Source organism: Bradyrhizobium sp. NDS-1, assembly GCF_032918005.1.
In the GTDB taxonomy this organism is placed as follows: domain Bacteria; phylum Pseudomonadota; class Alphaproteobacteria; order Rhizobiales; family Xanthobacteraceae; genus Bradyrhizobium; species Bradyrhizobium tunisiense.
Genome location: NZ_CP136628.1, coordinates 5326033 through 5340753 on the forward strand (window position 1 = coordinate 5326033; position 14721 = coordinate 5340753).

At 67.2% G+C, this 14721-nt stretch carries 13 protein-coding genes and 1 riboswitch; of the genes, 5 read left to right on the forward strand and 8 right to left on the reverse strand.

All coding sequences use genetic code 11. The features are described from left to right. Window position 1: 1 nt before the first annotated feature. From RX330_RS24995 to RX330_RS25015, 5 genes are read right to left on the reverse strand one after another with little or no spacing between them, the layout of a single operon-like run. Window positions 2–631 carry a precorrin-8X methylmutase gene (locus tag RX330_RS24995; protein WP_317240228.1) on the reverse strand — a complete coding sequence of 210 codons (630 nt, stop codon included), beginning with the start codon at window positions 629–631 and terminating at the stop codon, window positions 2–4. Next, window positions 631–1794, reverse strand: a complete 1164-nt coding sequence (gene cobG / locus RX330_RS25000) for a precorrin-3B synthase (RefSeq protein ID WP_317240229.1) — start codon at window positions 1792–1794, stop codon at window positions 631–633. The genes RX330_RS24995 and cobG overlap by 1 nt, the downstream gene beginning before the upstream one ends. Then, on the reverse strand, window positions 1791–5039 hold the full coding sequence (cobN, locus tag RX330_RS25005; RefSeq protein ID WP_317240230.1) for a cobaltochelatase subunit CobN: 3249 nt from the start codon (window positions 5037–5039) through the stop codon (window positions 1791–1793). Before cobN ends, cobG begins: the two co-directional genes overlap by 4 nt. Beyond that, complete coding sequence (cobW, locus tag RX330_RS25010; RefSeq protein WP_317240231.1) at window positions 5039–6073, reverse strand: cobalamin biosynthesis protein CobW; 1035 nt, start codon at window positions 6071–6073, stop codon at window positions 5039–5041. Before cobW ends, cobN begins: the two co-directional genes overlap by 1 nt. Beyond that, the gene (locus tag RX330_RS25015) at window positions 6070–6444 is read right to left on the reverse strand and encodes a DUF1636 domain-containing protein (RefSeq protein WP_317240232.1); all 375 of its coding nucleotides are present in this window, start codon (window positions 6442–6444) and stop codon (window positions 6070–6072) included. The genes cobW and RX330_RS25015 overlap by 4 nt, the downstream gene beginning before the upstream one ends. Before the next feature lie 93 nt (window positions 6445–6537). Then, window positions 6538–6758, reverse strand: a riboswitch (cobalamin riboswitch). 40 nt (window positions 6759–6798) lie between these two features. On the opposite strand from RX330_RS25015, the gene cobO reads away from it, so the two are divergent. Further along, window positions 6799–7434 (forward strand): cob(I)yrinic acid a,c-diamide adenosyltransferase, encoded by a 636-nt coding sequence (gene cobO, locus RX330_RS25020; protein ID WP_317240233.1) that lies wholly within the window; start codon window positions 6799–6801, stop codon window positions 7432–7434. A gap of 5 nt (window positions 7435–7439) precedes the next feature. Then, on the forward strand, window positions 7440–8888 hold the full coding sequence (locus tag RX330_RS25025) for a cobyric acid synthase (protein WP_317240234.1): 1449 nt from the start codon (window positions 7440–7442) through the stop codon (window positions 8886–8888). On the opposite strand, the gene cobD is transcribed toward RX330_RS25025, so the two are convergent. Together cobD and cbiB are read right to left on the reverse strand one after the other, a co-directional pair. Next, window positions 8877–9842 (reverse strand): threonine-phosphate decarboxylase CobD, encoded by a 966-nt coding sequence (gene cobD / locus RX330_RS25030; protein WP_317240235.1) that lies wholly within the window; start codon window positions 9840–9842, stop codon window positions 8877–8879. The two genes, RX330_RS25025 and cobD, sit on opposite strands and share 12 nt — an antisense overlap. An 11-nt stretch (window positions 9843–9853) precedes the next feature. Continuing rightward, a complete protein-coding gene (gene cbiB / locus RX330_RS25035; RefSeq protein WP_317240236.1) occupies window positions 9854–10795 on the reverse strand; it encodes an adenosylcobinamide-phosphate synthase CbiB in 942 nt (313 codons plus the stop codon). 121 nt (window positions 10796–10916) lie between these two features. On the opposite strand from cbiB, the gene cobU reads away from it, so the two are divergent. The 3 genes from cobU to bluB are packed head-to-tail and all read left to right on the forward strand — an operon-like array spanning window position 10917 to window position 12835. Continuing rightward, complete coding sequence (cobU, locus tag RX330_RS25040) at window positions 10917–11420, forward strand: bifunctional adenosylcobinamide kinase/adenosylcobinamide-phosphate guanylyltransferase (protein ID WP_317240237.1); 504 nt, start codon at window positions 10917–10919, stop codon at window positions 11418–11420. Then, on the forward strand, window positions 11417–12199 hold the full coding sequence (cobS, locus tag RX330_RS25045; RefSeq protein ID WP_317240238.1) for an adenosylcobinamide-GDP ribazoletransferase: 783 nt from the start codon (window positions 11417–11419) through the stop codon (window positions 12197–12199). Before cobU ends, cobS begins: the two co-directional genes overlap by 4 nt. Before the next feature lie 3 nt (window positions 12200–12202). After that, a complete protein-coding gene (bluB, locus tag RX330_RS25050; protein WP_317240239.1) occupies window positions 12203–12835 on the forward strand; it encodes a 5,6-dimethylbenzimidazole synthase in 633 nt (210 codons plus the stop codon). A 189-nt stretch (window positions 12836–13024) separates the two neighbouring features. Here bluB and RX330_RS25055 read toward each other — a convergent pair whose 3' ends face one another. Then, window positions 13025–14713 (reverse strand): ShlB/FhaC/HecB family hemolysin secretion/activation protein, encoded by a 1689-nt coding sequence (locus tag RX330_RS25055; protein ID WP_317240240.1) that lies wholly within the window; start codon window positions 14711–14713, stop codon window positions 13025–13027. Between the last annotated feature and the right edge of the window lie 8 nt (window positions 14714–14721).

Genomic DNA, 14721 nt, shown 5'->3' on the forward strand with positions numbered 1-14721 from the left:
GCTATTCGCTCCGGCTCGCCAATGCATTCACGGCGGCGACCGTGATCGCGGAGCCGCCGAGGCGGCCCTCGACCGTCAGCGCCGGCACAGGCGGATCGGCCATCAGCGCAGCCTTGGATTCGGCCGCACCAACGAATCCCACCGGGCAGCCGATGATCGCCGCAGGCCGCGGACAGTCGCGGTCCTCCAGCATGTTGAGAAGGTGAAACAGCGCGGTCGGTGCATTGCCGATTGCAACGATCGCACCGTCGAGATGCGGCCGCCACAGCTCCAGCGCCGCGGCCGAGCGCGTGTTGCGCATCGATTGCGCCAGTGCGGGAACCGCGGCGTCGCCAAGCGTACAGATCACGGCATTGGCCGCGGGCAATCTCGCGCGCGTAATCCCTTCCGAGACCATGCGCGCGTCGCACAGGATCGGCGCGCCCTTCTGCAAGGCCGCGCGCGCGGCGGTCGCCATCCCAGGCGTGAAGCGGATATGCGCCTCGAGGCCGACCATGCCGGCGGCGTGGATCATCCGCACCACGACCTGCTCTTCGTCGGGCGAAAAGCGCGCGAGGTCCGCCTCGGCGCGGATCGTCGCAAAGGACTGACGGTAGATCGCCGCGCCGTCGGTTTCATAGGTGTGCGGCATCAGTGCCCTCCGACCAGGATGGAGGGATCGCTGACGATGTCGGCGCCGTTGAGCCCGCGCAGAACCGGCTCATCACGCGTCGAGCCGCCGCGGACGAGATCGAAGCCGGCACCTGTCGCAACCAGCGTGACGGCGGCCGTGCCGGAATGCGCGCAACCCTTGCCACAACCGGAAACGTGGAGACGCGTATCCGCGGCGATGCGCGGCGCGAGCGCCGCAGCCAGTGCGCGCGTATCGGCGTGGGCTTCGCGGCAGCGCGGCGCTCCGCTGCAGGCGATGACGCGCAGCGCGGGATCGAACGGCTCGGTAATGAGGCCCGCCGCGCTCGGCATTTCGCGCTTGCCCTCGCTCAGCACCATCCGCCACGGCGTCATGCGCAGCGCATGACCGCAACCGGCGAATTGATGCAGTGTCGTGTGCAGCATCTGCCCGAATGCGACGCCGACCATCGCGCCTTGCGGATAGTGCCCCGGCCGCGACGCCGCCATCACGGGCGCCGGCTCGATCTCGCCGCGCAGCGATTGAGGCAATGCCGCGCCGGAGGCGATGTGGGCCGCCATGCGCCCTCGCCCGCCCCTCGCGCCGCCGGAGACCAGGAACCAGCTTGCGAGCGCGAGCGCCGTGCTGACGGCCTCGCCGCGTGCGACGGAGCGGCCGAGCCTTGCACCATCGGCCCGCACCAGGAGGCGGCCCGACCGATCGCGCTCGATGCGTATGTCGGCGGAATCGCCGGCGAGCACCCGCGATCTTCCGTCATCGACGGCGAAGCCGAACTTGGTGGGAAGCGCGAGGCCGCTGTCGGCCAGCGCCTCCTCCAGCTCGGCGGCGAGCGACTGGGTTTGGTCGGCGCCGCTCCAGAACGGCATCACCAGAATGTTGCGCCGGGCTTCGATATCGGCGTCGGGATCGAGCAGTGCCAGTTGCGCGAGGCCGTCGAGCAGCGGCCGATGGCTCTGCTCGCTGACGCCGCGGATCTGCAGATTGGCGCGGCTCGTCACGTCGATCAGACCATTGCCGTGTTGCCCGGCGAGTTCGGCAAGGCCTGAGATTTGCGGGGCTTCAAGACGCCCACCGAACGGACGGACGCGCACCACGAGCCCGTCGCCTGATTGCATCGGCCGCAGCGCGCCGGGACACCAGCCCTTGACCGCAGACGCGCTCATGATGCCTCCCGCAACGCCGCCGCGATCGAATTGCGGCGCGTTTGCCAGAGCGCGGCATCGTGCAGGCGCGCGAAACAGGTTTCCATCGCGGCGAGCGCTCGCGGATTTTCGCTCGCCATGAAGGCGCGGACGTCATCATTGCCGAGCGTCGCATCGTAGTAGAGATCGAACAGATGCGGCGGCACGGCCCCGGCGAGATGGGCGAACGCGGCCATATGCTCCAGCGTCGCAGTGATCTCGGCGGCCCCGCGAAAACCGTGACGCATCATGCCGGCGATCCAAGCCGGATTGGCGGCGCGCGCCCGGACGACACGGGAGATCTCCTCGGTCAGCGTACGCGCGCGCGGCTGTTCGGGACGCGTGGTGTCGAGGTGATAGAGCGATGGTCCTGCCGCGCCGAGATGCGCCGCAGCCGCCGCAACGCCGGCTTCATGCGCGGCGTAATCGGCGGCGAGAAGCAGATCGGTTTCCGGCAAGTCCTGGACGTGGACGAAGGCATCGGCCGAGCCGAGCCGCGCCTCGATGCCGGCGCGATCGTGCTGCATCTCTCCATCGGACGAGAACGCCCAGGACGATGCCGACAGCCAGGCCTCGCCCGCGGCATCGCGCGTCTCCGGCGTGAAGGCATCAGGGATCGCCGAGAGACCGACGCCGTATTGTCCAGGCCGCGGAGCAAACACGCGGGAGACGCGGTGGCGATACGGATTCTCCTCGCCCTCGTCCTCACGCGCCGCAAGCGTTTCGGAAGCGGCCTCGAACAATTGCGCGAGACCCGCGAAGACATCGCGGAACAGGCCGGAGACCCGCAGCGTGACATCGATGCGGGGGCGGCCGAGCTCGGCCGGCGCGATGATGTCGTAGCCGGTGACGCGGCCGGAGGCGTGATCCCAGCGCGGCGCGAGGCCGGCCAGATGCAGCGCCATGGCGAATTCCTCGCCGGCGGTGCGCATTGTCGCCGAGCCCCAGAGATCGATCACGAGCCCTTTCGGCCAGTCGCCGTGGTCCTGCAAGTGACGGCGCAGCAGCTCTTCGGCGAGCTTGATGCCTTGCGCATGCGCGGACGGCGTCGGCACCGCGCGCGGGTCGACGGCAAAGAGATTGCGCCCGGTCGGCAGCACGTCCTGGCGTCCGCGATAGGGCGAGCCCGACGGCCCTGGCGCGACACGCCGGCCGGCAAGCGCTGCCCGCAGCGCTTCACGCTCCGCTTCGCCGCAGGCGCCGCGGCCGAATACGTGCAGGCCGTCGCCGAACTGGCTTTCCTTGAGGTCACAGACGAAGCGGTCGATTCGCGGGATGGCTTCGGCCGGTGCGGCCGATGCATCGAGGCCGAGATCGTCTTCGAGGCCGGCGGCGCGCGCTTCCTCGCGGATCGCAGCGATGAGCCGCTGACGGCGCGCAGGATCGAGACCGTCGGCGGTCGAATATTCGTCGAGGAGACGTTCGAGCCGGCGCAGCCCTTCCGGTACCGCGGAGGCTTCCAGCGGTGGCGGCAGATGACCGATCGTCACCGCGCCGATGCGACGCTTGGCCTGCGCGGCCTCGCCGGGGTCGTTGACGATGAAAGGATAGATGATGGGAAGATCGCCGATCAGCGCTTCCGGCCAGCAGCGCGATGACAGCGCCACGGATTTGCCGGGCAGCCATTCCAGCGTTCCATGCGCGCCCATGTGCACGACGGCATCGATCCCCTGCTCGCGGAGCCAGAGATGGAACGCGACATAAGCGTGGCGCGGCGTGCGGGCGAGATCGTGATAATCGGCATCGCGCATGGCCGCATCGCCGCGCTCGGGCTGGACCGCGATGATCGAGCGGCCGCATTGGATCGCGGCGAAGTGGAACGCGCCGTTGCGGCAACTCGGATCTTCCTCCGGCGCGCCCCAGGCTTGCGCGAGATCGTCCTGCAAGGACTGCGGCAGACACAAGACTGCCGCGCGATAATCGGCGACGCTCCAGGTCAAACTTTGCTCGAGCAGCGCTTCACCGAGCGCATGGACCGGCGCAACATCGAAACCGACCTCGACGAGATCGGACAGCAAGGCCTCGACAGACGCCAGCGCGTCGAGACCGACGGCATGCGCGATCTGGTGCGGGCGTCCCGGATAGTTCGAGAGCACGAGTGCCAGCCGTTTCTCACCAACGGGCTTTTCCGCAAAGCGCCTCCAGGCTGCGACGCGTGCGGTGACGGCCTTCACGCGCTCCTCATCGGGCCTATGGGCCAGATGCGAGAACTGCAGATCGGAGTCGCGCTCCCCGGCGGATTTGAAGCTCACCACGCCCGCGAACAGGCGGCCGTCGACCTCGGGCAGCACCACGTGCATTGCGAGATCACCGGGCGAGAGGCCGCGTAGCGACTCCGCCCAGTCCTCGCGCCGCGCCGTCGAGAGCGCGACCTGGAACACAGGGCACGATGCGACGTCGAACGGCGTCGTGCCGTCGTCACCCAGGGCCGAGAATGCCGTCGCGTTGACGATCACCGCCGGAGGATTTTGCGCGAGATAGCCGCACAGCCAGTCGGCAACGCCCGCCGCCTTCAGCGAGGTGACGAACACGCCGCAGGCGTCAAACCCCTTCTCGCGCAGCGCCGCGATCAAGGCATCGACCGGGCCGGTGTCCGCGGCGGTGAGATAGGAGCGATAGAACGTCACGAGCGCGCGCGGCTTCCCTCCACCGCCCACGGGGGCCGCAATGACGCCGCGGGCGGGATCGTAGAAGCCCATCTCGGGCACGCTCATCTCGCCGACAACAGGACCGGCATAGAGGCCCGAGGCCAACGCCAGTTGCGCGATCGCAGCTTGCGCGGCGACCGTGCCGCCGGTGTCGCAGAGCACCTTGAGCCGGCGCAGCGTCGAGACTGGCAAGGTCGAGTACGCGTCGAGCCGCGCATCGTCATGGCCATCGGCCGGCAGCACGGCGAGGACGATGTCACGATCCCTGGCCAGTCGTTGAAGGGCCGCCAATCCATACGCCCAATAGGACTCCCCGCCGATCAGGCGCACGAGGATGCCGCGCGCCTGCGACAGCGTGCGGTCGATGTAGGTGTCGACCGATAGCGGATGACGCAGCTCCGCGAGATTGGCGAGCCGCAGCGACGGCAGGCTGTTCCGGCCGCGCCGCCAACCGGCCGCGAAAGCGGCGAGATCGGAATCCGAATACGAGAGCACCACGAGATCGGCCGGGTCCTGGCCGATGTCCCTTGGCGTCGCGGTCTCTTCGAGACCGCGGCTCTCGCGGAAAACGACGTGCATCAGATACCTAGTCCTGACCTGATCGCGGCCTCGTCGATATCGCCGTGCTCACCGATCACGACGAGCCTGGACTGCCTGACACCTGCACCCCAGGGCTTGTCGAACTGGTGACGCACGCGCTCGCCGACCGCCTGCAGCAACAGGCGCATCGGCTTTCCCGCGACCGCGATATAGCCTTTGGCGCGCAGCACGTTCTGCTCGCGCGCCAGGCGCTGGACGGAGGCAACCAGCGCGTCGACGTCGGTGACTTCGGGCAGATCGATCACGACCGAGGCGAAATCATCATGCTCATGCTCCTCCTCGCCATCGTGATGCGAGGGGCGTGCGGCGAGATCGTTCTCGGCGGCGGCACCGAGTCCGAGGATGAGGCGCGCATCGATGGCGCCGTCGGTGACGGCCAGCATCGGCACGCGCCGCGGCATCTCGGCGGTGATCGCCGCCTTGGCAGCTTCGATGCCGGCGGCGCCCGCGAGATCAGCCTTGGTCAGCAGCACGATGTCGGCGCAGGCGATCTGATCCTCGAACACTTCCGACAGCGGCGTCTCGTGATCGAGATTTTCGTCCGCCGCGCGCTGCGCTTCCACCGCAGCCGGATCCGGTGCGAAGCGGCCGGCCGCGACAGCCTCGGCATCGGCGAGAGCGATCACGCCGTCGACCGTGATGCGCGAGCGGATCTGTGGCCAGTCGAACGCTTTGAGCAGCGGCTTCGGCAGCGCGAGGCCCGAGGTCTCGATCAGGATGTGATCGGGCCGCACCGGGCGCGCCAAAAGCTGCTCCATGGTCGGAATGAAATCGTCGGCAACCGTGCAGCAGATGCAGCCATTGGCGAGCTCGACGATGTTCTCTTCCGGGCAATTGGCATCGGCGCAGGACTTCAGGATTTCGCCATCGACGCCCTCGCTGCCGAACTCGTTGACGAGCACCGCGAGCTTCTTGCCGTTTGCATTGGTCAGCAGATGCTGGATCAGCGTGGTCTTGCCGGAGCCGAGAAAACCCGTGACCACCGTCACCGGGACTTTTGCGAGCGAATTCATTCGGCGGCCTCCGGCAACGCGGCAATGGGGGGAATACGGGCAAGCGACTGCTTGCGGAAGATCTCCGGGCGGCTGCGCCAGGGCACCAAGCCGTCGGGCGCCGCGGCATAGGCCGCTGCGCCCGCGACCACGTCCCGCGCGTTGGCATCCGAGAGGCGGCCATAGACATAGGACCAGCGGCCGGGCGCGCTCAGCGCGACCGAGCAGCCCTGGCTGCAGGCCGACAGGCATTCGACGGGAACCACATTGACGCCCTCGGGCACGCCGGCCTCGAGGATCGCGCCATGCAGGCGCTTGCCGGGCGTCGTCTCGCCCTCGCCAGGCGTCTCGCCGGCACGGCAGGTGATGCAGACGTGAAGTGTGACGGTCATCGCCTCTTCCAGATAACAGCGGGAGGCGATGAGGCACACGGACCATTCTTCACAAGGCCCGTTTCCCCGTCGCGGAACACCCCGTCCGCCGGTCCAAAACTCGTCCGCGCTGGCAGGTCTCCCGGCTTGCGGAGCAGGGTTTTGCCCTTCGATCCCCGCCTTCCCGATTCCGCAAGGAATCAGTGGCTTTGGGCATCTCTCCGGTCACGGTCGCGGGGGCGGCTGCAGTTTGGACCCAAATCTTGCCGATTCGGACCCTATCGCATTCCCTCTTCGCCTGTCATAGGACAGGAACCAACGCCGGGCCACCATTTGCCGGTGGCCGCCTCTTGTCAAGCCGAAGGACCGGGACCGATGACGCCTGAACCGGAGACCCCAACGACCGAGGAAACCGACGCCCGGCACGCCCAGAAAATGGCGAAGAAGAAGGCCGCCCGCGACAAGATCATGGCGACCAAGAGCGGCGAAAAGGGACTGATCATCGTCCACACCGGCGCCGGCAAGGGCAAATCCTCCTCGGCCTTCGGCATGATCGTCCGCTGCGTCGCCCATGGCTTCCCCTGCGCAGTCGTGCAGTTCATCAAGGGCGCCTGGGACACCGGCGAAAGACGCCTGCTCACCGGCCATTTCGGCGACCTCTGCCAGTTCCACGCGATGGGCGAAGGTTTCACCTGGGAGACGCAGGACCGCGCCCGCGACATCGCCGCCGCCCGCGCCGGCTGGGAGAAGGCCAAGCAGCTGATCCTCGATGGGAACTTGCGCATGGTCGTGCTCGACGAGATCAACATCGCGCTGCGCTACGATTATCTCGATATCGCCGAAGTCGTTGAATTCCTGACGACGCAAAAGCCCGAGATGACCCATGTCGTCCTCACCGGGCGCAACGCCAAAGACGAGCTGATCGAGATCGCCGATCTCGTCACCGAGATGACGCTGGTCAAGCATCCCTTCCGCTCCGGCATCAAGGCGCAGGCCGGCGTCGAGTTCTGAATTCGATGGCGCGCACATTGATGATCCAGGGGGCCGGCTCTGACGTGGGCAAATCGCTCATCGTCGCCGGCCTCGCGCGCGCCTTCACGCAGCGCGGCCTGCGCGTGCTTCCGTTCAAGCCGCAGAACATGTCGAACAACGCGGCCGTCACCGTCGATGGCGGCGAGATCGGCCGCGCCCAGGCGCTGCAGGCGCTCGCCGCCGGCGTCGAGCCGCACACCGACATGAACCCGGTGCTGCTGAAGCCCGAGACCGATGTCGGCGCGCAGGTCATCGTGCACGGCAAGCGCATTGCGACCGCGCGGGCACGCGACTACGCCGCGATGAAGCCGTCGCTGATGGGCGCTGTGCTGGAGAGTTTTGAGCGGCTGAAGGCGCGCGCCGACCTCGTCCTCGTCGAAGGCGCCGGCAGCCCGGCAGAAGTGAACCTGCGGAAGTCCGACATCGCCAATATGGGCTTTGCCCGCAAGGCCGACGTACCGGTCGTGCTGGTCGGCGACATCGACCGAGGCGGCGTCATTGCCCAGCTCGTCGGCATCAAGACGGTGATCGCCCCCGACGATGCCGCGATGATCCAGGGTTTCGTCATCAACAAGTTCCGCGGCGATCCCACGTTATTCGAGGACGGCTATGGGCTAATCAAAACGAAAACCGGCTGGCGCGGCCTTGGCGTGCTACCCTGGTTCGCGCGTGCCGGCGAGCTGCCGGCCGAGGACGCGCTGGGCCTGACCGACTCGCGAAGACCCGGTCAATGCAAGATCGCGTGCCTCGCGCTGTCGCGGATCGCCAATTTCGACGACCTCGATCCGCTCAAGCTCGAGCCGGGCGTCGATCTCGTGATGGTGCGTCCCGGCGAAGCCATTCCCGGCGACGTCCGCCTCGTCGTCATCCCGGGGTCCAAATCGACTCGTGGCGACCTCGGGTTCCTGCGCGCGCAAGGCTGGGACATCGATCTGCTCGCGCATCACCGCAGGGGCGGCCACGTGCTCGGTCTCTGCGGCGGCTATCAGATGCTGGGCCGAAGCGTCGCCGACCCCGAGGGTATCGAAGGTCCCGCGGGCGACACGCCAGGACTTGGGCTGCTGGATGTGGCGACGGCAATGAGCCCGCAGAAGACGCTGACACGTGTCGCGGCCGTACATGCCGCCACGGGGCAGCCGATCGAAGCGTACGAAATCCACATCGGCCGCACCGACGGGCCGGATCGCGCACGTCCCTTCGCAACGTTGAACGGCGCGCCGGAAGGCGCGATCTCGCGCGACGGACGCGTGCAGGGCAGCTATTTGCACGGCCTGTTCACGTCGGACGATTTTCGCAGGGCATTCCTGGCAAAGCTCGACATTCCCGCGGGCAACGAGCCCTATCACACCAGGGTCGAAAGCGCGCTGGATGCCCTCGCCGACCACATCGAGAAGCATCTCGACGTCGAAGGCCTGCTGGCGCTAGCGCGCTAGGACCTCGGCGAGGCGCAACCAGTCGGATTCGCTGCCGGGAAGGCCGAGGCGCAACCATGTCGGCTTTTGTGCGAACACGCGCGACCAGATATAGCCATGCGCCAGCTTCTCCTGCGCAGCACGTGCGTCGGGCATCTCGTAGAGACGAAACAGCGACGCTCCGCCGACGAACCGCCATCCCTGCGCGCGCGCCATCTCGTCGAGACGAACGCAGTCGCGCGCAAGCCGCGCGATCGTGGCCTCGGCCCAGGCATCGTCGTGCAGCGCGCGACAACCGATCGCGATCGCTGCACCTGAGACCGGCCATGGCCCCGAAGCCGCCGCGAGCTTGGCCACATCAGCCCCACCGCCAAGCGCGAAGCCGAGCCGCAGTCCGGCAAGGCCATAGAACTTACCGAACGAGCGCAGGATCAGCAGCCCCTGCCGATCCGCTTCCGGCGCGAGCGACAGCTGCGGAGTGGCATCGACAAAGCTCTCGTCGATCACGAGACGGCCGACGCGCGGCAGCAGTGTCAGCAAACCCTCCGGCGAATGACACCGGCCATCGGGATTGTTGGGATTGACGACGATGGCGAGATCCGCGCCCGCCAGCGCGTCGAGCTCCCCGACCTCCTGGACGTCCCAGCCTGCAGCCGACAATACGCCTGCATATTCATTATAGGTCGGCGCGAGAATGCGCGCGCGGCCGGGGGCCGCGAGTTGCGGCAGCAACTGGATGGCCGCCTGCGCGCCGCCAAGTGAGACGATCGGCGCGCTCGTGCGGTACGCGTGCCGCGCGGCCTGATGCAAGGCGTCGATCTCGTCGCGCGAGGGCAGCGCACTCCAGGCGCGCGAACCCACCTCTCCCACAGGATAAGGCAACCGGTTGATTCCGGTCGAGAGGTCGATCCAATCCTCCGCGCGTCCGCCAAAACGCTGCTGGGCCTGATCCAGATTTCCACCGTGCTCGCGCATGCCTCGTTGTTTCACGCGAAGGCCAGGATCGCAAGCAGGCCTGCGAGCAGCAGCATGGCGCGGCGGTAGACCGTCAGTGCCTCGCCGATGTCGGCAGCACGCGGATCGCGCGCGCCCTCGTTCAGCCAGGGCTCGTCGGTGACGCTGCCGTGATAGATCCGGGGGCCGCTGAGCCGCACACCGAGCCCGCCTGCCATGGCCGCTTCCGGCCAGCCGGCGTTGGGCGAACGATGACGGCGCGCATCGCGCGTCATGCAGGACAGCGCATCGGATCGCCGCGGTGCCAGCAGCACGAACAGAAATCCGGTCAGCCGCGCCGGAATGAAGTTTGCGACATCGTCGATGCGCGCCGCGGCCCAGCCGAAGGCTTCATGACGTTCGCTGCGATGGCCGATCATGGAGTCCAGCGTGTTGATCGCCTTGTAACCCAGAATCCCGGGCAATCCGAACAGCGCACCCCAGAACACGGGCGCCACGATGCCGTCGGAGGCGTTCTCGGCGAGACTCTCGATCGCCGCACGCGCGATGCCGGCTTCATCGAGCGCCGCGGGATCGCGGCCGACGATGCGCGAGACCGCCTCGCGCGCGGCAGCGATATCGCCAGCCATCAGGGGATGCGCGACGGCGGCGACGTGATCATGGAGCGAGCGCGACGCGACCAGGGGCCAGGCCAGGATGCCGATCACCACGATCTGGATCCAGCCCAAGGGCAGCAAGGATTGAAGCATCCAGCCGAGTGCGACGGAGAGCGCGATCACGAGAAGCGCGCCGGCAACGCCCGCGCCCCGGCGAAGAGCCGGCGGATCGGCCGCGCGATTCCAGCCGGTATCGACAGCGCCGATCAGCCGCCCCAGCCAGGTCACGGGATGCCCGATCCGCGCGAACAGCCACGACGGCCAGCCCAGCAGGGCATCCACCGCCATCGCCACCACCATCGCGCCCGCAAAGTCCACACCCGCCTCCTGTCCCGCCCCTGTTGCGCAAAGCGAGGCGCGAGCGCAAGCCCCCAGCCGCCTGATTTCGGCTTTGTCTTTGGCTGCGTTTGGTGATTAGTCAGGCCCACAGGAGAGTTTGATGGCCGTCATCTTGATCACGGGCGGAGCGCGATCGGGCAAGAGCAAGCGTGCGGAAATGCGCACGCGCGCCTTTCCCGGCCAGCCCGTCTATGTGGCGACGGCTGAGGCGCTCGACACCGAGATGGAGGAGCGTATCGCCAGGCATCGCGCGCGTCGCGGAAGCGACTGGATCGAGCGCGAGGTGCCGCTCGATCTCGTCGATGTCCTGGTCGCAACCGATGGCGGCGGCGCGAGGCTGGTGGATTGCCTGACGCTGTGGCTCTCCAACCTGATGCATGAACAACGTGATTGGGAACATGAGGTGAGCGAGCTCGCCGGCACCCTGCCCCGTCTGAAAAGTCCCGTCGTCTTCGTCACCAACGAAGTCGGCCTCGGGATCGTTCCCGACAACGCGCTGGCCCGCAGCTTCCGTGACGCCGCCGGGATCATGAACCAGATGATAGCGGCCGTTGCCGATGAGGTCGAGTTCGTCGTTGCCGGCCTGCCGATGAAGCTGAAATGACACCGGGTATCGAGTTTCTCAAACACATCATTGCCGATCTCAGGATGGCCGCATCGTTCGTGACAATCCTCCCTGTGGGATCGTCGAAGCCTGCGGGCGACGGCGCCGTTGCGCGGGCCACATGGGCCCTTCCCGTCGCGGGGCTGCTGGTCGGCCTTGCCGGCGCACTGGTCTACACGATCGCCAGCCGTTTCGGACTGACGCCGAACGTTGCCGCCCTGCTCGCGTTGGCCACGACCGCCCTCATCACCGGCGCGCTCCATGAAGATGGGCTTGCCGACACCGCCGATGGGCTCGGCGGCGGGCGGACACGCGAGCGCAAGCTCGAGATCATGCGCGACAGCCGGATCGGCACCTATGGCGTCTGCGCGCTGATCCTGTCGATCGGCCTGCGCTGGAGCGCGCTTGCGACGATCGCCGATCCATTCGCCGTCATGCTGGCGCTGTGCGCCGCGCATGCTGCTGCTCGCGCGGGCGTGCCGGCCTTCATGTCGCTGGTACCTCCGGCGCGGCCGGACGGGCTTTCGGCGAGTGCGGGAGCGCCGCCGGGTCGCAGCGTTGCGCTTGCGCTCGCACTTGGAACGCTCACGCTCGCTCTCGCGTTAGGGCCGAGCAAGGCGCTGGGCAGCCTGATCCTGCTGACGCTTGCAGGCCTGATGCTGGCGTGGCTTGCCATCCGTCAAATCGGCGGACAGACCGGCGACATCCTCGGCGCGTTCGAGCAGCTAGGTGAGATCCTGATCCTGCTGGTGGCGGCCGCCTTCCAGATGGGACGCTAGCTCATGGTCGAGTTCGACGATACCTTCCGCCGGCAGTTGCGCGAGCTGTTCGTGTGGCGGCGCGACGTGCGCCGCTTCCGAGCTGACCCGCTTCCGGCCGGCGCGATCGATCGCCTGATCGAGACCGCGTGCCTGTCGCCCTCGGTCGGCCTGAGCCAGCCCTGGCGCTTCGTCGTCGTCGACGACCCTGCACGGCGCCGCGCCGTGGCCGACGATTTCAGGGCGTGCAACGCCGACGCTCTGGGTTCTTATGCGGGCGAACGCGCCGCGCGCTACGCCACGCTGAAACTGTCGGGCCTCGAGCAAGCGCCCGGCCACCTCGCGGTGTTCGCCGACAAGGCCAGCGACATCGGTCACGGCCTCGGCCGCGCCACCATGCCGGAGACCACGGAGTATTCCGTGGTCGCCGCAATCACCGCGATGTGGCTCGCCGCGCGCGCCGAGAGCATCGGCGTCGGCTGGGTGTCGATCCTCAATCCCGATCGCATCCAGGTCATTCTCGACGTGCCCGATACCTGGAAGTTCGTCGCCTATCTCTGCGTCGGCTATCCGGAAATCGAATGCGACCAGCCCGAGCTGGAGCAGGCGAAATGGGAACACCGGCGCGGGGCGGCGGAGTTCACGTTGAAGCGCTGATTGAGCGGCGCCTCAAGCTCGAACATCAGACGCCAGCGGCACTCCATCCTCCGTCATTGCGAGCGAAGCGAAGCAATCCAGAATCCTTCCGCGGAAAGACTCTGGATTGCTTCGTCGCAAGGGCTCCTCGCAATGACGGCGAGAGAGTTGCGCTCGCAACGCCGACGGCGAGTGCGACGCAGCCTCCCCCTACGACTTGCTCCTGCCGGCCACCGCGGCGACGGGCGCAGGTGGCTCCGGCTTCTGGAACATCAGCAGCGGTCGTAAGATGACGCGGCCATAGGCTTCGTAACGGTTCTGGGTCGACACCGCCATCTTCAGCGGTGTCGCGTAGTTCGCCTCGAACGTCATGAACGGCGCATAGGTCCAGGAGAAGCCGACGCCGACAGAGGCCATTTCGGTGACGCCCGGGAAGGTCGAATACACCGCACCCCAGTCGGTGAAGACGTAGGTGTCGAAACCCCTGAGCCATTGAGACCAATTGTAATGCAGCTCGGCGTTGAAATAATAACCGCTGTCGCCGGACGCCGCGTTGGAGGGATAGCCGCGTACCGTGGTGGGACCGCCGATCGAAAAGATCTGGCTGCCGGGCAGCAGCTTCTCCTGCGTGTACTGCCAGCTCGCCAGTAAATTGGCACTGAAATTGGCCGGGCCCGCGGCGCTGGTCGCGATCAGCGAACCGGTATAGGTGTGGAACGCGCGGTTGTTGCCGAGCACGTAGTCGTGCCATGCGATGTAATTCACCGCCGGCGAGACCGTGATCGAATAGGTATTGCCGGACTTGGTCACCGAGACGCCCGCCGTGGTCTTGTCGTAATGGTCGTCGGTGACGGCAACCGTGGAGAAGCGGCTGACCGTCTTGCCCTCGGTCAAGGCGGCGTTGAGCAGCACCAGCCAGTCCTGCGTCACCCAGACCGGCTGGCTGAAATTGACCGCGGCCTGGCTCGAGCGTCCGGTCACGTCGAGCGCGACGAACGGACCCTGGATGATCTTGATCTTGCCCTCGGTATAGCTGACGCCGGCGCGGCCTCCCCAGGGATTGACCGGGATGCTGTAGGCGACATTGCCGTTGAGATTGCCGTCGGAGCGGACGCCGTAGAAGGTCAGCCGGTCGTCGACGCCGAACAGGCCGTGGCGCTTGTAGAAGGCCCCGCCTTCCCAGCGCCCGGTGTTCTCGGGGCCCTGGTTGTCGGTGAAGAGCTGCAAGGTGTCAGCCGGCGGCTCGATCACCGCGAGCTGGAGGTCGGTGAGGCCGAAGCTCGTGCCGGGCTGCAGCAGCGCCTTGATCTGCACGTCGTTGGTCCGGTTGAACCAGATCACGTCGCGGTTGAGCTTGGGAACGTCGAGGACCTCGCCTTCGGGCTCCTTCACGCGCTGAAGGATGTAGTCGGTGCGGGTCTGCTTGTTGCCCTCGACGGTCGTCTTCTGCAGCCGGCCTTCGGTCAGCTTGACGCGGACGACGCCGCCCTTGGCGTCCTGCTCGGGCAGCGTCGCGATGCCCGTGACGATGCCGCGCGCGGCATAGACCGCATTGATGTCGGCAACGAGCTGCAACAGCGAGGCGATGTCGACGTCCTTGCCGACATACTTCTTCGCGATCTCATCCAGCTCCGCCGGAGTGATGAACTTGGACTCGTCGAACGTAATCTTGCGCAGGCGGAATTTCGGCCCGCCCGGCTTCAGAAGCTGGGATTTTTCCCGCTCACCGCCGACCACCGCCGGCCCTGTGAGCTTGGGCGGCGCGCTCTGCTGCTCGAGCTGCCGGCGCTGCCGGTCAATGTCGTTCTGGATCACGCCGGGATTGATCGACTGGGCGCGCGCAGAGACGATGCAGGACGCTGCCAGCCCGACCGCCAATGCTGCCCCGCGAATCCGCATCCTGAATC